The organism is Leifsonia xyli subsp. cynodontis DSM 46306, from assembly GCF_000470775.1.
In the GTDB taxonomy this organism is placed as follows: domain Bacteria; phylum Actinomycetota; class Actinomycetes; order Actinomycetales; family Microbacteriaceae; genus Leifsonia; species Leifsonia cynodontis.
On the sequence record NC_022438.1, the window covers coordinates 1,684,023 to 1,701,417 of the forward strand.

Below are 17,395 nucleotides of genomic sequence, written 5' to 3' on the forward strand. Positions count from 1 at the left end.
CGACGTGTCAGTTCTTTCGCCGCCGGAGGGCGGGTCAGTTTTTGTGGACGCGCTCGGTGATGGACTTCCCGCCGCGGCCGATCGCGAGGAGGCCGGACTGCGCCATCTCCTTGATCCCGTACGGTTCGAGCACCTTGAGCAGCGCCTGGGTCTTGCCGCTGTCGCCGGTGACCTCGATCACGAGCGCGTCGGTGGCGACATCGACGACGCGGGCACGGAAGAGGTTGACCGCCTCCAGCACCTGAGAGCGGGTGGAGTTGTCGACGCGCACCTTGATGAGCAGGTGCTCGCGCTGCACCGATTGCGCCGGCTCCAGCTCCACGATCTTGATGACGTTGATCAGTTTGTTGAGCTGTTTGGTGACCTGTTCGAGCGGAAGCTCCTCCACGTCCACCACGACGGTGATGCGCGAGAGGCCGTCGACCTCGCTCGTGCCCACCGCGAGCGAGTGGATGTTGAAGCCGCGCCGAGCGAACAGTCCGGCGACGCGGGTCAGCAGACCCGGTTTGTCCTCCACGAGGAGGCTCAGAACGTGTGTGCTCATCGGTCACTCCTCTCCGAAGGCCGGGCTGTGGTCGCGGGCGTATTGGACATAGCTGTTGCTGACGCCCTGGGGGACCATCGGCCACACCATCGCGTCGGCGCTGACGACGAAGTCGATGACGACCGGGCGGTCGTTGGTCTCGAGGGCGAGCCTGATGGCGTCGTCGACCTCGTCCTCCTTCGTGACGCGGATGCCGAGGGCTCCGTACGCCTCGGCCAGGGCCACGAAGTCGGGGACCCGCACCGTGTCGTGCCCGGTGTTGAGGTCGGTGTTGGAGTAGCGGCCGTCGTAGAACAGCGTCTGCCACTGCCGCACCATCCCGAGCGACGAGTTGTTGATGATCGCCACTTTGATCGGGATGTCGTTGATCGTGCAGGTGGCGAGCTCCTGGTTGGTCATCTGGAAGCAGCCGTCGCCGTCGATCGCCCACACGACGCGGTCGGGCTGGGCGACTTTGGCGCCCATCGCCGCCGGGACCGAGTAGCCCATCGTGCCCGCGCCTCCCGAGTTCAGCCACGAGTTGGGACGTTCGTACTTGATGAACTGGGCGGCCCACATCTGGTGCTGGCCGACGCCGGCGGCGTAGATCGCCTCCGGCCCCGTCAGCTCGCCGATGCGCTGGATGATGTGCTGCGGGGCCAGGAGGCCGTCGCTGGTGGGCGTGAACCCGAGGGGGAACTCCGCACGGAGGCCGTTCAGGTAGGTCCACCACTCGGCGAGGTCGGGTTCGCCGTCCTTGGCGGCCTCCCGATAGGCCGCGGTCAGATCGACGATGACCTCTTTGGCGTCGCCGACGATGGGGACGTCGGCGACGCGGATCTTGGAGATCTCGGCGGGGTCGACGTCGACGTGGACGATCTTCGCGTGGGGAGCGAACAGGCTGGTTTTGCCAGTCACACGGTCATCGAACCGCGCGCCGAGCGACACGATGAGATCCGACTCCTGCAGGGCGAGGACGGCCGGGACCGTCCCGTGCATCCCCGGCATCCCCAGGTGCTGCGCATGGGTGTCGGGGAAGGCCCCGCGGGCCATGAGCGTGGTCGTGACCGGGAGGCCGGTGGTCTCGGCGAGGTCGAGCAGCTCCCGCGAGGCGCGGGAGCGGATGACGCCCCCGCCCACGTACAGGATGGGCTTCTTGGCCTCGGCGAGCAGCTGCGCCGCCGCGAGGATCTGCTTGCCGTGAGCCTTGGCGACCGGCCGGTAGCCCGGCAGGTCGATCTTGGGCGGCCACACGAACGGCACTCTGCTCTGCTGGGCGTCTTTGGTGATGTCGACCAGCACCGGGCCGGGACGGCCGGTGCCGGCGATGTGGTGCGCCGCCGCGATCGTCGCCGGGATCTCCTCGGCGCTCTTGACGAGGAAGGAGTGCTTGGTGATCGGCATGGTGATGCCGACGATGTCCGCCTCCTGGAAGGCGTCCGTGCCCATCAGCGTGGAGAAGACCTGGCCGGTGATGAACACCACTGGGACCGAGTCCATGTGGGCGTCCATGATCGCCGTGACGAGGTTCGTCGCACCGGGGCCCGAGGTCGCCATCGCGACGCCGACCTTGTTCGAGGCGGCAGCGTACCCTTCGGCCGCATGCCCGCCGCCCTGCTCGTGCCGGACCAGAATGTGACGGATCTTGTCCGAGTCCATGATCGCGTCGTAGATCGGCAGGATGGCGCCGCCGGGGAGTCCGAAGACATCGGTGACGCCGAGGAGTTCGAGGGTGCGGACGACCGACTGGGAGCCGGTCAGCTGTTCGGGCGACGCTGCGCCGGGCGACGCGGAGAGCGCCACCGTGCTGGGTGACGCGGTCGTGTGGGTTGCATCCGAGGACATGCCTTTATCGGTCCTTGCGTACGTGATGGTTGATACTGCTGGAGTGGGGCGAAGGACTACCCCGTGACCGCACCCTCCGCAGCGGAGTGAACGAGCTTGGAGTACTTCGCGAGAACGCCACGGGTATAGCGCGGAGGAAGAGGCGCCCAGCCTTCCCGGCGGGCGGTCAGCTCTGACTCGTCGACCAGTAGGTCGAGGGAGCGAGCCGCGATATCGACCCGTATCAGATCACCATCGCGCACGAATGCGATGGGACCAGCGTCCACCGCTTCGGGTGCTATGTGGCCGATGCACAGGCCGGTTGTGCCGCCTGAGAATCGCCCGTCCGTCAAGAGTAGTACATCCTTGCCGAGGCCCGCACCCTTGATGGCGGCGGTGATCGCGAGCATCTCGCGCATCCCGGGACCGCCCTTCGGCCCCTCATAGCGGATGACGACCACATCGCCGGCGTTGATCCGGCCCTCGGTGAGAGCGTCCATGGCGGCGCGCTCGCGCTCGAACACGCGCGCTGGACCCTCGAACACCTCGGCGTCGAAACCGGCCGTCTTGACAACAGCGCCCTCGGGAGCGAGCGTGCCCTTGAGGATCGTGAGCCCCCCTGTCGGGTGGATGGGGTTGTCCAGCGAGCGCAGGACGGTGCCGTCCGGCGCGGGCGGGTCGATCTCCGCCAGGTTCTCCGCGACGGTCTTGCCGGTCACGGTGAGGCAGTCCCCGTGCAGCAGGCCCGCGTCCAGGAGCGCCTTCATGACGACCGGGACACCCCCATGACGGTCGACGTCGTTCATGACGTACGTGCCGAACGGCTTGAGGTCGCCGATGTGCGGCACCGTTTCGCCGATGCGGTTGAAGTCGTCGATCGTGAGATCGACCTCGGCCTCGCGTGCGATGGCGAGCAGGTGGAGCACGACATTGGTCGAGCCGCCGAACGCCATCGCGACCGCGATCGCGTTCTCGAACGCCTTCTTGGTGAGGATGTCGCGGGCCGTGATCCCCTGCTTGAGCAGGGTGACGACGGCCTCGCCCGAGCGGTGGGCGAAGGAGTCGCGCCTGCGGTCGGCCGAGGGCGGCGCGGCCGACCCCGGCAGGCTCATCCCGAGCGCCTCAGCCACCGAGGCCATCGTGTTGGCCGTGTACATGCCGCCGCAAGCTCCCTCGCCCGGGGCGATGGCGCACTCGATGCGCTTGAGGTCCTCCTCGCTCATCTTGCCGGCCTTGCAGGCGCCGACAGCCTCGAACGAGTCGATGATCGTGACGTCTTTCTCGGTGCCGTCGCTGAGTTTGACCCACCCGGGCGCGATGGAGCCCGCGTAGAGGAAGACCGCGGAGAGGTCGAGACGGGCCGCAGCCATCAGCATGCCCGGCAGCGATTTGTCGCAGCCGGCGAGGAGGACCGTGCCGTCGAGCCGCTCGGCCATCATGACCGTCTCGACCGAGTCGGCGATGACCTCACGGGAGACGAGCGAGAAGTGCATGCCCTCGTGCCCCATCGAGATGCCGTCGGAGACCGAGACAGTGCCGAACTGCAGCGGATAGCCGCCGCCGGCGTGGACGCCCTCTTTGGCGCCCTGGGCCAGCCGGTCGAGCGAGAGATTGCACGGCGTGATCTCGTTCCAGGACGAGGCGATGCCGATCTGCGGCTTCTCCCAGTCGGCGTCCCCCATGCCGACCGCACGGAGCATCCCGCGGCTCGTGGTGGCTTCGATCCCGTCCGTGACAACGCGCGAACGCGGTTTCCAATCGATCTGAGGCATGGGACAACTCTAGGACTGTTTGGATGCTGCCTCGTCCATATGACTGGATCGGTGGAGAACAGGCGTCGCGCGCCCGTCTGTGGAGGAATCGCGGCGCCTCAGCGGGCGGCGCGCGCCTCCGCCAGCTGTGTCAGCAGGGCGGCGATCGCGCGCTCATCCGCCACACGGTACTGCGCCGCCGTCGCACCCGGGCCGACCTTGACGCCGACATCGCCCCGCCCGGGCAGAAGGACGCGGAAGCCGTCCTCATCCGTCACATCATCCCCGGCGAAGAGCACAGCCGTCGCCTTCGTGTACTCGCGCAACCGGTCGATGCCATCGCCTTTGTCGGCGCCCCGCACCGAGAACTCGATGATGTCCTTGCCGTCGCGGATGGTGAGATCGCCGCTGACGGCCGCGGCCGCCGCAGAGGCACGGGCCACGACGTCCTGGGCTCCCTCACCCTCCAGCCGGCGGTAATGCACACCGAAGCCGACGGGTTTCACCTCCAGCCGCGTGCCGGGGACGCTCTGCACCAGAGCGCCGAGGACCTCGCCCAGGCGATCGAGGGCCGCCTGCTCCTCGGGGGCGAGGTCGAGGGAGACGCCATCGCGGCCGAAACGGATCTCGACGCCGTGGGAGCCGATGAGGAGCGCGTCTCCGTCGGCCTCGGTGACCGTCTCGAGGCTCGACAGCGGCCGGCCGGAGACATAGGCGACCCGGGTGTCCGGCAGCCGTTCCAATCGATCGAGCGCCGCCTTCGCCTCGGGGAGGGCGCGGGCGGCCTTCGGAATGTCCACGAACGGCGCGAGCGTCCCGTCGAAGTCGAGCGCGACCAGCAGACGCTCGGCGCCCGCGAGCGCGCTCACAGCGGCGGCGAGGTCGGCGGATGTGGACGGCTGGGGGGATGCGGTGCTGGTCATGCTTCTTCCGGTGGGGCTCAGGGACTCAGGGCGAGGGACGCGGGTCAGCGCCGGTTGACCGGCGAGTTCTGCAGTGGGTGGTCGCCATGCGCACGGCGGATCAGCGCGTCGAGGAAGGACGCGGACCAGCGCGCGACATCGTTGGTGAGCACCTTCTTGCGGAGGGCGCGCATCCGGCGGGTGCGGTCGCGGTGCGGCATCTCCACGGCCTGCATGATGGCGTCCTTGAGCCCCTCGATGTCGTGCGGGTTGATGAGGAGCGCCTGGCGCAGCTCGTCGGACGCGCCGGCGAACTCGCTGAGGACGAGCACGCCGTCCTCGTCCACCCGGGTGGCGACGTATTCCTTGGCGACCAGGTTCATCCCGTCGCGCAGCGCCGTGACGAGCATGACATCGGCCGCGAGGTAGAGTGCCACCATCTCCTCGCGCGGATAGCCGTGATGGAGATAGGCGACGGCGGTGTGACCGAGGGTGGAGTAATCGCCGTTGATCCGGCCGACCGTGAGCTCGATCTCGTCGCGGAGCTGGCGGTAGGTCTCGACCCGTTCGCGGCTGGGACTGGCGACCTGCACGAGCGTCGCGTTCTTGACATCGAGCCGGCCGTCGCGGAGCAACTCGCCGAACGCCTTGAGACGGTGGCCGATCCCCTTCGTGTAGTCGAGGCGGTCGACACCCAGCATGATCATCTCGGGGTTGCCGAGCTCCTCGCGGATCGCGGCGGCCCTGGCCTGGATCTCTGGACGGCGGGCGAGTTCCTGGTACTGTTCGGCGTCGATCGAGATCGGGAAGGCGCGCGCGAGGACCGTCCGGGCGAGCCCCCCGTGCCGGTTGACCGTGACGTGACGGTGCGATCCGGCCTCGGGGTCGTCGCTCTCGATCGGCACATCGATGATCGGCCCGCGCGTCTCGTAGCCCTTAAGCCGGCGGACGGCACGCGAGAAATTGCTGGCGTCGGCGACGCGCTGGAAGCCGACGACATCCGCACCCAGCAGCCCGTCGATGATCTGACGACGCCAGGGCAGCTGCGAGTAGATGCCGTAGGGCGGGAACGGGATGTGGTTGAAGAATCCGATGACGAGATCCGGACGCGACTCCCGCAGCATCGAGGGGACGAGCTGAAGCTGGTAGTCATGAACCCACACGACCGCGCCTTTCGCGGCGACCGCGGCCGCGGCGGCCGCGAACCGCCGGTTGACCGCGACGTACGTCTCCCACCATTCGCGGTGGTAGCTCGGCGGTGCGATCACATCGTGGTAGAGCGGCCAGAGCGTGTCGTTGGAGAAGCCTTCGTAATACTCTTGCAAGTCCTGTTCGCTGAGCGGCACCGGCAGGATGGCGATGCCGTCCGCCTCGAACGGCTCGAACTCCTCTCCGGCGACACCGGCCCAGCCGATCCAGACGCCGTCCTCCGCCCTCATGACCGGCTGCAAGGCGGCGACCAGGCCGCCGGGCGAGGGGCGCCAGCTCGATTCGCCCGTTTCGTCCACCACGCGGTCGACGGGCAGCCGGTTCGAGACGATCACGAGGTCATAGCTGGCGGACGGTTTCTTGACCAGGGACAGGTTAATGGTCTGTCAACTCCCTTGGGACGCGACGGGTCAGCGGATATCCGCCACAGTACCAGCGCGTGCGGAAAGCGCACGGCTCGGTCGCCGTCCGGCCAGGAGAAGTTCACATCCGGTGGCGGGAGTGGGACCGTGATGCCCATCGGCCTGGGCACGATCTGGCGTCTATCCGCACGGCTCCCGGGTCTTCGACGAGCACCTCGTCCCCGCCGCGGCGCCCAGCCGCGCTTCGGCCGGCGTCTGAGAGACAAATCTGAGGCGGAGTCCAGGCCGCGTCTACGCGCGCCCGAGCAGGCGGACCAATTCGCGCGCGTACTCGCCGTACCCGTCGGCGGTCGGGTGGAAGGCGTCCGGCCCGCTCTGGCTGATCCACGGCGTCCTGGAGCCGATCCCGTGGCCGGTGAAGTCCACTCCGATGTAGGCCAGGGGGAGTCCGGCCGCGTCCTGTTTCTCCACGGCGTCGCTGATGGTCTGGTTGAGGCCGAGGGTGGCGGCGTTGATAGCCGTCGCCATCCCGAAGTCCGCAGCCTTCTCGTCCGAGTTGTCGTACAAGAGGGCGTAGCCCGTCACGACGATGCGCGCGTTGGGGGCGGCCTCGGCGACCGCGTTGTAGACGGTGGCGAGCCGCTCCGGCAGGACGTTCAGCAGCGAGAGCGCCGAGGAGAGTTCGTTGCGGCAGGCGACAGCCTTGCCCGCGGCACAGTCGACGGCGATCGCGGCGACCCCGAGGTCATTACCGCCGATGCTCAGCGTGACGAGTTCGGTGCGGTCGTCGAGGGCGATGAGCTGGTGCTTCAGCAGGTCCGCGGTCGTGGCGCCCGCGCAAGCGGCGTTGACGACGAGGTTGACGCCGGTGTCGCGCGTGAAGATGTCCGGGTAGCTCTTGGGGCTCCTCCGGCATTTGCCGTATTCGCCGCCACCACCCATCCCGGCCGCGAACGAGTCGCCGAGCGCGACATAGCGGGTGGCTGGCGTGAGCGGTCTCCGAGGAAAGGCGTCCGGCGACGGCGTGGGAGTCGCCATGCGCGCTGACGACACCGGCGCGGGGGCCGTGGACCCGGTCGTCGCGGAGCAGGCAGACACCAGGAGCAGCACCGTGGCCGCGAGGAGGGCGGCGAGGGCAGTGGAAAGAGCTCCGTTTCGCATCCCTCACACGCTACCGCGGGGGTCTCGGGAGTTCCCTCCCAGATCGTTCTGTGAGGGCTGACAGAAGCACGCCGAGTGCGGTCGCACTCATCGCGGTCGCCTGGCGGCAGCCGGTGTCCGCCACGCAGCCCGCCCACCGAGCGCCCCGGCCGGCCTCAGACGGTGGCAGCGAGAGCGAGCGTGGCGAACACGACGGTGACCGGCGCCACCATCGCACCGAGCAGCGCATAGCGCCGCCACGGAATCCCGGCGCCGAACGCTGTGAGCCGCTGGTGCCAGAGGAGGGTGGCGAGCGAGGCCCAGGGCGTGATGAGCGGACCCGCGTTCACACCGATGAGCAGCGCCGCCAGCCGCACGGGGGAACCGGCGACCGGCTCCAGCGCGAGGTAGGCGGGGAGGTTGTCGATCGCGTTCGCACCGACCATGCCGGTCAGCGAGAGCCGCAGCAGGGCCAGCGGGGAATCGCCGTCGCCGGAGACTCGCGCCAGCAGCGTTCCGAGCCCGTTCGCGTGCAGCGCCTCGATGAACAGGAACAGCCCCGCCGCGAGCAGGAGGAGCTGCCAGGGCACCAGCCCGAAGCGCAGCGCCGAGCGGTTGCGCACCAGGAAGACCACCGTCAACAGCGCCGCTGCGGCGCACGTCGGCAGCCAGACCGGCAGCCCGGAGACGAGCAGCGGGATGAGCGCAATGACGACGCCTGCGCTGATCCAGAACAGCGCAGGGTCCGCGATGGTCTCCGCCTCTCCAGTCTCATAGCGGACGAGCAGCGAGCGGCGGGAGAGGACGAAGACCACCGCCATCGGCACGGCCATCGCGACCAGCGCCGGCACGAGCAGAAGCGTGGCGAACTGGACAGGCGACGGGTTCCCCATCGCGTGCTGGGCGAGGAGGTTGGTCAGGTTGGAGACCGGGAGCAGCAGCGAACCGGCGTTCGCCATCCACACGGTCGTCAGCGCGAACGGCAGGGGGCTGAGCCCTGCGTGGCGTGCGAGGACGACCACGACGGGCGTCAGAAGCACAGCGGTGGTGTCGAGCGACAGGAAGACTGTGCTGAACGCCGCCACCAGCACCACCAGCAGCCAGAGCGCCCAGGCCCGTCCGCGTCCCCAGCTCGCGGTCCGCTGTGCGACGGCGGTGAAGACGCCCGCCTCCGCGGCGAGTTCGGTCACGATGGTGATCGCGACGACGAAGAGCAGGATGGGCCACACCCGGTCCCAGAGCGCCAGGGCGTCGGCCAGTGGCAGCAGTCCCGTCGCGACAGCGACGCCGCCCAGCAGGGCCAGCACGGCGCCCACGATCCCGGTTCGCATCCGGCCCCTCTCTTGCTCCTGAACGTCCTGCGGATTCCGCCGACACGGCCGCGCCCCAGGGAAGCATACGCTAACGACCAAGGGAAAGGACGCGCATGCGCAAGTTCATCTTCAACGGAGCCATCGTCAGCGCGGCGATCGGCCTGTTCACGACGATCCAGTCGACCAGGAGCGGCGTCCGCGACTGGCGCGTCCCGCTCATGTGGATCAGTTCTGCGATCACCCTCGTCATCGCCATCGGAACCGTCGTGAAGGACTCCCAGGAGGCCGAACTGCGCGACTAGCGCAGAAATCCGCACAATTCCGCTGATCGTACGGCGTGTCCGCACGCCCTGAGATCGTTCCGCCGCGAGACTTGTCCCGACGGAGAACAGGGAAGGTGTTGTGTGATGTTTGGTCGTAGGAGCCACGTCGCCGTTCGTCAGCCGGTGGCGCCAGTCCCCCAGCTGACGGACGCACAGATCCTCGCGCTCGTACACAGCAAGGTCGCCGAACTCATCGGCGAGAAGGGCGAGTGGACGGCCGTGCGCCGCGGCGCCGACGACACCGACACCGTCTTCCACTCGGTGCTCTCCCAGTCTGTGGCGGTCAGCATCACCGCGGCGATCGTCGAAGCCCGCGCCCAGCTGCAGGCGGGCGAGACGGCCGAGCCGCAGCACCGCGCGCCCACAGAGCCCGTCCCGGTGATCGTCGCCGAAGCGGGGCCCGCCGAGGAGGAACCCGCCGCGATGCGGTGGGAGCCCGCGCCGATCACGGTGTGGACCGATCTGCGCAAACCGGTCACCGGGGAGATCCCGGCTGTCCAGCAGCGCCCCGCAGCCTAGCCCGGTCCCCCGCCTAGCCCGGTCCCCCGCCTCAGCCGACCCGCGGCCAGGACCCCGGACCGCCCGAGCCTGCGCGGTAGGTCTGCAACGGCACTTCGTCTTTGCGCCACGCCGTGAGCACGGGAGCCACGATGCGCCAGCACTCCACCGCCGTGTGCGCTCCCACCGAGAGCGACGGGTCCCCGTCGAGGACGCCCTCGAGCACTTCCTCGTATGCCTGCAACTGGCCGGCACCGAAGTCAGCGGTCAGCGCGACCCACTCGACCTCGCGCGGGTCGCCCGGGCCGTTGACATTGAGCTCCAGGGACATCGCATCGGGCGCGAGCATAATGCGGAGCTTGGTCGGCTCCTTGGTGCCCGTCAGCCCGGCCGGGATGCGCCGCGCCGGTTTGAAGGTGACCACGATCTCCCGCCGGCGCGTGCCGAGCGCTTTGCCCGAACGGAGGGTGAACGGCACGCCGGCACAGCGCCAGGTGTCGATCTGGACCGTCACCTCGGCGAGTGTCTCGGTGCCGCGGCCGGGGTCGACGCCCGGCTCCCTGGCATAGGAGGGGAGCTCGCGGCCCTCGACCGCGTCGGCGGTGTAGCGCGCGGCGGCTCGACTCCTTCGGGCGGTCGCCCAACACCCGGGTTGCCTGGATGACAGCCGCCTTGGCCTCGCGGACGTCCACAGCGTCCAGGGTGGAGGATGGCTCCATCGCCAGCACGGCCATCACTTGAAGCAAGTGGCTCTGGATCATATCGACCAGGGCGCCGGCGTTGTCGTAGTAACGGGCGCGGTCCTCCAGTCCCAGCGTCTCGTCGTACACGATATCGACGCGCTCGATGTGGTCGCCGTTCCAGAGCGGCTCCAGGATGCTGTTGGCGAAGCGCGCAGCCCGATGAGATTGAGCACGGTGGAGCGGCCGAGGAAGTGGTCGATCCGGTGGATGCGCTCCTCCAGCGCCAGCGTCGCCAGCAACTTGTTGAGCGCGACAGCGCTGCGCCGGTCCGTTCCGAACGGCTTCTCCAGTGCGAGGGTCAGCCCCGCGGGCCGATCGAGCGCACCCAGGGCTGCGCACGCCCTGGCTGTGATCGCCGGGGGCAGCGCGAAGTACAGCGCGGGGGCGCCCTCGCAGGCGGCGAGGACGCGGCTCAGGTCGCCGGGGTCGGTGACATCGGCGGAGATGTACATCGTGCTCCGAGAGAAGGGCGTCCACCGCCGCGCCCTCCGCCTGAGAGGTCTTGAACGATGCGCGGACCACCGACCGCCAGTGCGCGGTGGTCCACTCCTCGACGCCCGCCCCGATCAGACGGAAACGGCGCTCGGGATGGTTGGTGAGCAGCTGGCCGATGGCGGGCAGGAGAAGCCTGGACGACAGATCGCCGCTGCCTCCGAGAATCACCAGAGTGCCCACGGACTGCGTCATGCCCCTCACAGTATGGCCATACTGGGGATATGTCGCTCCCCCTCGAGGATTACGCCCTGATCAGTGACTGCTTCACCGGAGCGCTCGTCGGCAGGGACGGCAGCATCGACTGGCTGTGCCTGCCCCGCTACGACTCGGGTTCGGCGTTCGGGGCGCTGCTCGGCACGGAGGACCACGGCCGGTGGCTGCTCGCGCCGTCCGATCCGGAGGCGACGAGCACGCGGCATTATGCGGGCGACACGATGACACTGGTCACCCGCTGGCGCACAGCGACCGGCGAGGTGGAGGTCATCGACGCCATGCCGATGGGCGACCGCCGGGCGGATGTGGTGCGACGGGTGCGCAGCATCCGGGGCACGGTGGAGATGCGGGAGGATCTGCGCATCCGGTTCGAGTACGCCACGGCGGTGCCGTGGGTGCGCCAGGACAAGACAGCGAAGCCGAACGCGCTGGTCGCGGTTGCCGGTCCCGACGGCCTGGTGTTCCGCGGCTCGGCGCTGCGGCCGAGCGACCATTCGCACGAGAGCCGGTTCACGGTCGCGGCGGGACAGACGGTCGATCTGTCGATGACTTGGTTCCCCTCCTACCGCGCGGCGCCGGACGCGCCGGACGTCGAGGAGGCGCTCGCGCACACCCAGTCGTGGTGGACCGAGTGGGCGTCCGGCTGCGATCACGACGGCCCCTATCGCGACGAGGTCGTGCGCTCGCTCATCCTGCTGCGCGCGCTGACCCATCTGGACACCGGCGGCATCGTGGCCGCGGCGACGACCTCGCTCCCGGAGAGCTTCGGCGGCGAGCGGAACTGGGACTATCGCTATGTGTGGCTGCGGGACGCCTCGCTGACGATCGAGGTTCTGCTCTCGCACGGATACCACGACTACGTGGGTCTCTGGCGGGACTGGCTGCTCCGGGCGGTCGCCGGCGACCCGGGCGACGTGCAGATCATGTACGGGCTCGGCGGCGAGCGCGACCTCGCCGAGCGGGAGATCGACAGCCTGCCGGGCTATCAGGGCGCGCATCCGGTGCGAGTCGGGAACGATGCCTCGACGCAGTTCCAGGCGGATGTGATCGGCGAAGTGATGATCGCACTGGATCGCGGCCGCGCGGCCGGGGTCGAAGAGACGCGGTTCTCCTGGGCATTGCAGCGCGCGCTGATGCGCTACCTCGAGGAGCACTGGCGGAGCCCCGACCACGGCATCTGGGAGATCCGCGGGGAGCCGCAGGTGTTCACTCACTCGCGAGCGCTCGTCTGGGCGGCGTTCGACTGCGCGGTCCGCGGCGTGGAGCAGTACGGACTGAACGGGCCGGTGGCTCGCTGGAAGCGCCTGCGCGACGAGATCCGTGCGGATCTGGAGGCGAACGGCTTCGACGAGGACCGTGGCACCTACGTGCAGTACTTCGGCAGCGACCAGGTGGATGCCTCGCTCCTCGTCCTCCCACAGGTCGGCTACTGCGACGTCGAGGACCCGCGGATGCTCGGCACCGTCCGCGCGATCGAGCAGGATCTGATGCACGAGGGGCTGCTGCTGCGCTACCGGACCGAAGGTGGCGTGGACGGGATGCCGCCAGGAGAGAACCCCTTCCTCGCGTGCTCGTTCTGGCTGGTCGAGCAGTACGCGCGCTCGCACCGGGCCGACGACGCGAAGGCGCTGATGGACCGGCTGCTGGGCCTCGCCAACGATGTCGGGATGCTGTCCGAGGAGTACGACACGACACGCCGTTCGCAGGCGGGCAACACACCGCAGGCGCTCACGCACCTCGCGCTCGTGCGGGCGGCGGACGCGATCGCGGAGCTGAGCGCCTGATGGCCGCGCTCGCCCGACCGGAGCAGGACACCGGGCTCGAGGCCCGGCTGAGGCTCGGCGAGCCGTGGGTGACGATCGTGTGGAACGACCCGGTCAACCTGATGTCGTATGTGACCTACGTCTTCGAAAGCTACTTCGTGTATCCGAAGCGGGAGGCGGAACGGCTGATGCTGCTCGTCCACACCGAGGGCAAAGCCGTCGTCGCGACCGGTACCCGCGAGGAGATGGAGCGGCATGTCGAGGCGATGCACGGCTTCGGGCTCTGGGCGACCCTGACGAAGGCTGACTCGTGAGGCCGTTCCGCCGGACGCGGGACGGAACGCTGCGCGCCCGGTTCGAGCCGGACGAAGCGGAGATCCTGGTCCGGCTCGCCGAGGAGACGGCTGAGCTCGCAGCGTCCGCGGCGAGCGGCGCGGGCGATCCGCGGGAGGACCCAGCGTTCATCCGCCTGCTGCCGGACGCTTATTCGGGCGATGCGGAGGCGTCCGCGGAGTTCCGGCGCTTCACGGCCGGTGGGCTCGCGGAAGGGAAGGCGCTCACTGCGCGAGTGGTGATGGAGACGCTGGGCGGCGGGTCCGGCGCGATCGAGGTCCGTCTCGACGCGCTGCAGGCCGCTGCCTGGCTGCGCACGCTGACGGACATCCGGCTCGTGCTCGCGGCACGGCTCGGGATCGTGCAGGACGGCGACGAGGGCGACATCCACGACGCGGACTCCACCTTCCGGCGGGCCGTCTACGACTGGCTCGCCGGAGTGCAGGAGTCGCTGGTGCTGGCGCTGCGCTCGACGCGCTGACGTTCCGGGGCCGGCAGCCGGGAGCTGAGGGAGGAGTTCTCGCCGGCATCCTCGCGAATCTCCTCCCTTCCTGGACATCCGCCCCCTCCCCTCCCGGATCTCCTCCCTTTCCGTCGTGGGTCGGAAACGCAAGGAGAATGCGGCCGGGTGCGGGACGAAGGCAGGAAAGGGAGGAGGAAACGGGCCCCGGCGGCCGCTTGTCCTCCGTTTTCGACGGGGTGGGGTGGGACGAGACGGGGTGGGGTGGGGTGGATGTAGAAGGATGGGGCGCCGGGGGTGGGGAAGACCGGTTGACAGATCTGGGCTTCGCGTCTAGGGTTTACTAAACCGGTTTAGATTACGCCGGTCGGACTGACGAAGGAACGCAATGAAGCGGATCATTCTGCTCGCGGCAACAGCGAGCTCGGCCCTCCTCCTCGGGACCGTCCTCGGCGGCGTACTGCCCGCCGCCGCGGGGCCCGCTGCCGCAGTCCCGGCTGCCGCGCCGGCGAAGCTCACCAACCTCGCCCACCTCGACGTCCTCCTCGACGACGTGCCCCTGCTCCCGGCCACGAGCCACAGCACCTACCGGCAGGAACAGGAGCCCACCGCCCGCGCGCCCTGGGTCTACGCCGACCGGCAGGACGACGGCAGCTTCCGGCGGGTCGGCGGCGGAGCCATCACCGACCCGGCCAAGGGCTGGTACGAACAGGGTGCCTTCGATGCCGACGACACAGCGCGCGCCGCTGTCGTCTATCTCCGCGACTGGACACAGAACGGCGCCGCGTCCAGCGCGCGGACCGCGTACGAGCTGTTGCGCTCGCTCACCTACCAGCAGACCGACTCCGGGCCGGACGGCGGGAATGTGATCCTCTGGCAGCAGTCCGACGGCACGCTGAACCCCTCCGCCATCCCGGTCGAACTGCCAGACCCGAGCGACTCGGCCGAGTCCTTCTGGCTGGCGCGCACGGTGTGGGCGCTCGGGGAAGGGTACGCCGCTTTCCGGGACGCCGACCCCGCGTTCGCCGCCTTCCTCGCCGATCGGATGTCGCTGTCCCTGGGCGCGCTCGAGCGCCAATCGCTCGCGAAATACCCCCGGACGGCACAGGCGAACTGCGTGAGCGTTCCGTCCTGGCTCATCGTCGGCAGCGCGAGCGCCACCGCCGAGGCCGTGCTCGGGCTCAGCGCCTTCGCGAAAGCGGCGCCGGGTGACGCGCGCGTGCGGACGGCGCTCACACGCTACGCCGACGGCATCGCGAAACTCGCCGCCGGCGGGACCGGGCAGTGGCCGTTCGGCGCGCTGCTGCCGGAAGCGAACTCTCCCACCTTCTGGCACGCCTGGGGCGCGATGCAGCCCGCGGCGCTGACCGCGGCCGCCACCGTCCTCGGGAACGCCTCCCTGCAGAGAGCCGCGAGCACCGACCTCGCTCAGTTCACCGCGCAGTTGCTCGCGAGCGGCGGCCCCGACAACGGATGGACGCCGACACCGGCCGACCGGACGCAGATCGCCTACGGCGTGGACTCGCGAGTCCAAGGGCTCGTCGCCGCGAGCGACGCGACCGGCGCCAGCGGGCTGGCCGCGCTCGCGGGCGCCCAGGCCACCTGGTACTTCGGGGCGAACCCCGCGGGCACGGCCGTCTACGACCCCGCGACCGGCGTCTGCGTCGACGGGATCGCCGCCGACGGCGCGGTGAACCGCAACTGCGGCGCCGAGTCGGCCATCCACACCCAGCTCAGCATGCTGGCCCTGGACGCGCATCCCGCGATCGCCAGCGCCGCCGTCTCGCTGACGAAGACGACCGCGACCGAGGGCATCCATGTCGTCAAAGCGGAGTCCGGCAGACTGACCGGCTCGGCCAACTGGTCGGGCGGGCAGTATGTCGCGGCGAAGGCAGGCGACACGGTGACCGTGACACTGCAGCCCGGGCATCCGGCCGCCCGCATCCTCCCGATCGCGGACCTCGGCCCCGGCGGGTCGGGCAGCACACTCTGGACCGCGCAGGTCGGCCGTCTCCCGCTGCCGCTCGGCACGACGCAGAACGTGCGCGCGAGCGCGCAACAGGGCATCGGGGCCAGTCCGGTGTTCCTCCTGCCGCAGGCACTCGCTGTGCCGGTCCCGGCCAGCGCGACGACCGTCACCACCCAGGTCGGCGGGGCGGCGAAACTGGACGCGCTGCTCATCCAGCCGGCCGTGTCGCATCTCGGTCTCAGCGGCGCTGCCAGCCTCGATGTCTACGTGAACGGCACAAAGCTGCCCCTGCCGCAGAAGCTCGCCACGGCCGGGCCGTCGACCGTCACCCGCTACGACAGCACCGGCCGCCCGGTGGGCTCTCCGCAAACGGTCGGAGCCCGGGGCCTGATCGCCGTGCCCGCGGGCGGGTTCGCCACGGTCGTGCCGAGATGACATCGACCGCCGTCACGATCAACGATGTCGCCCGCGCCGCGGGCGTCAGCAAAGGACTCGTGTCGCTGACCCTCAACGAGCGGCCGGGCGTGGCGACGGAGACACGCGAACGCATCCTCGCGGCGGCGCGAGAGCTCGGCTGGTCGCCCAACCCCAGCGCCCGCGGGCTCTCGACACGGCGGGCTTACGCGCTCGGGCTGATCGTCCGGCGCGAGGCCCGCACGATCGAGGTGGACCCCTTCTTCGCGGCGTTCATCGCCGGTGTCGAGACCGTGCTCGCCGAGCGCGGCCAGGTGCTCGTCCTGACGGTCGTGCCGGACAGCGCAGCCGAAGTGCGCGCCTATGAACGGCTCGCCGCCGAGAAGCGCGTCGACGGCTTCCTGCTCACCGACCTGCTCGCGGACGACGAACGTATCCCGCTCATCCATAGGCTCGGCTCGCTCGCGGTGTCGCTCGGAGAACCGATCGGGGACAGCCCGTTTCCGGTCGTCACGCGCGACTACGACAGCGGCATCGACGATCTGGTCCGCCACCTGGTCGATCTCGGCCATTGCCGCGTCGCCCACGTCTCCGGCGACGAGCGGATGCTGCACGGCCGCCGCCGCCGCGAGCGTTTCGAGCGCGCCGTCCGCGCGGCGGGACTCGAGCCGGTCATCCTCACCACCGATTTCTCACCCGAGCAGGGGGCCGCGACGACGAAAGCCCTCCTCGACGCCCCCGAGCCGCCGACGGCGATTGTCTACGGCAACGACCCGATGGCGATCGCCGGGATGGGCGTCGCCCACGAGCGCGGACTGCGCCTCCCTCGCGACCTGTCGATCACCGGTCTCGACGGCTCCCTGATCGGAACCTACGTCTATCCGCCGCTGACCACGCTCGACAACGATCCGGCCGGCTTCGGACTCGCCGCCGCCACCGCACTGCTGCGGCTGGTGGAGCACGGCGAGCCGGGCGATGTCGCCCTGCCCCCGGCCCGGCTGGTGGTGCGTGCCTCCACCGCAGCGCCGGGCGAACGCTGACCCCGCTATCCCCCACGAAAAGAGAAACACTATGCGAAACCGCAGAGTCGCCATCGCGATCCTCTCCGCCGGCCTTGTGGCCGGAACCCTCGCCGCTTGCGGCTCCACCGGCGGCACAGC

Annotated in this window: 14 protein-coding genes and 1 pseudogene; 7 read left to right on the forward strand and 8 right to left on the reverse strand. The window is 69.7% G+C overall.

Features of this window, described 5'->3' with window-relative positions; translation table 11 throughout:
- Positions 1-34 precede the first annotated feature (34 nt).
- The 7 genes from ilvN to O159_RS08110 form a co-directional block, all read right to left on the reverse strand.
- The gene (gene ilvN / locus O159_RS08080; RefSeq protein WP_021755295.1) at positions 35-544 is read right to left on the reverse strand and encodes an acetolactate synthase small subunit; all 510 of its coding nucleotides are present in this window, start codon (positions 542-544) and stop codon (positions 35-37) included.
- A 3-nt stretch (positions 545-547) separates the two neighbouring features.
- Positions 548-2,368 carry an acetolactate synthase large subunit gene (locus O159_RS08085; RefSeq protein WP_021755296.1) on the reverse strand — a complete coding sequence of 607 codons (1,821 nt, stop codon included), beginning with the start codon at positions 2,366-2,368 and terminating at the stop codon, positions 548-550.
- A 56-nt stretch (positions 2,369-2,424) separates the two neighbouring features.
- A complete protein-coding gene (gene ilvD / locus O159_RS08090) occupies positions 2,425-4,119 on the reverse strand; it encodes a dihydroxy-acid dehydratase (protein WP_021755297.1) in 1,695 nt (564 codons plus the stop codon).
- A gap of 98 nt (positions 4,120-4,217) precedes the next feature.
- Positions 4,218-5,021: a trehalose-phosphatase gene (gene otsB / locus O159_RS08095; protein WP_021755298.1), complete on the reverse strand. Its 804-nt coding sequence runs from the start codon at positions 5,019-5,021 to the stop codon at positions 4,218-4,220.
- Between the two features lie 44 nt (positions 5,022-5,065).
- Positions 5,066-6,544 (reverse strand): alpha,alpha-trehalose-phosphate synthase (UDP-forming), encoded by a 1,479-nt coding sequence (gene otsA, locus O159_RS08100; protein ID WP_021755299.1) that lies wholly within the window; start codon positions 6,542-6,544, stop codon positions 5,066-5,068.
- 318 nt (positions 6,545-6,862) lie between these two features.
- Entirely contained in the window at positions 6,863-7,732 is an 870-nt protein-coding gene (locus O159_RS08105; RefSeq protein ID WP_021755300.1) for an SGNH/GDSL hydrolase family protein, read from the reverse strand.
- Between the two features lie 155 nt (positions 7,733-7,887).
- Positions 7,888-9,042 (reverse strand): SLC13 family permease, encoded by a 1,155-nt coding sequence (locus tag O159_RS08110; RefSeq protein ID WP_021755301.1) that lies wholly within the window; start codon positions 9,040-9,042, stop codon positions 7,888-7,890.
- Between the two features lie 95 nt (positions 9,043-9,137).
- On the opposite strand from O159_RS08110, the gene O159_RS08115 reads away from it, so the two are divergent.
- Both O159_RS08115 and O159_RS08120 read left to right on the forward strand, forming a co-directional pair.
- A complete protein-coding gene (locus tag O159_RS08115) occupies positions 9,138-9,326 on the forward strand; it encodes a hypothetical protein (protein WP_021755303.1) in 189 nt (62 codons plus the stop codon).
- Between the two features lie 105 nt (positions 9,327-9,431).
- Positions 9,432-9,866: an SOS response-associated peptidase family protein gene (locus O159_RS08120; protein WP_043993647.1), complete on the forward strand. Its 435-nt coding sequence runs from the start codon at positions 9,432-9,434 to the stop codon at positions 9,864-9,866.
- A gap of 31 nt (positions 9,867-9,897) precedes the next feature.
- On the opposite strand, the pseudogene O159_RS16820 reads toward O159_RS08120, so the two are convergent.
- Positions 9,898-11,275: pseudogene (locus O159_RS16820) on the reverse strand (glucose-6-phosphate dehydrogenase).
- 29 nt (positions 11,276-11,304) lie between these two features.
- Between O159_RS16820 and O159_RS08130 the strand changes: the two are divergent.
- The 5 genes from O159_RS08130 to O159_RS08150 all read left to right on the forward strand — a co-directional run bounded on the left by O159_RS08130 (position 11,305) and on the right by O159_RS08150 (position 17,275).
- Positions 11,305-13,080 (forward strand): glycoside hydrolase family 15 protein, encoded by a 1,776-nt coding sequence (locus O159_RS08130; RefSeq protein ID WP_021755305.1) that lies wholly within the window; start codon positions 11,305-11,307, stop codon positions 13,078-13,080.
- A complete protein-coding gene (gene clpS, locus O159_RS08135) occupies positions 13,080-13,373 on the forward strand; it encodes an ATP-dependent Clp protease adapter ClpS (protein WP_021755306.1) in 294 nt (97 codons plus the stop codon). The genes O159_RS08130 and clpS overlap by 1 nt, the downstream gene beginning before the upstream one ends.
- Positions 13,370-13,873, forward strand: coding sequence for a DUF2017 family protein (locus O159_RS08140; protein WP_021755307.1), 504 nt, complete (start codon positions 13,370-13,372; stop codon positions 13,871-13,873). The genes clpS and O159_RS08140 overlap by 4 nt, the downstream gene beginning before the upstream one ends.
- Before the next feature lie 367 nt (positions 13,874-14,240).
- Positions 14,241-16,256, forward strand: coding sequence for a hypothetical protein (locus O159_RS08145; protein ID WP_021755308.1), 2,016 nt, complete (start codon positions 14,241-14,243; stop codon positions 16,254-16,256).
- The gene (locus O159_RS08150) at positions 16,253-17,275 is read left to right on the forward strand and encodes a LacI family DNA-binding transcriptional regulator (protein WP_021755309.1); all 1,023 of its coding nucleotides are present in this window, start codon (positions 16,253-16,255) and stop codon (positions 17,273-17,275) included. The genes O159_RS08145 and O159_RS08150 overlap by 4 nt, the downstream gene beginning before the upstream one ends.
- The last annotated feature ends 120 nt before the right edge of the window (positions 17,276-17,395 follow it).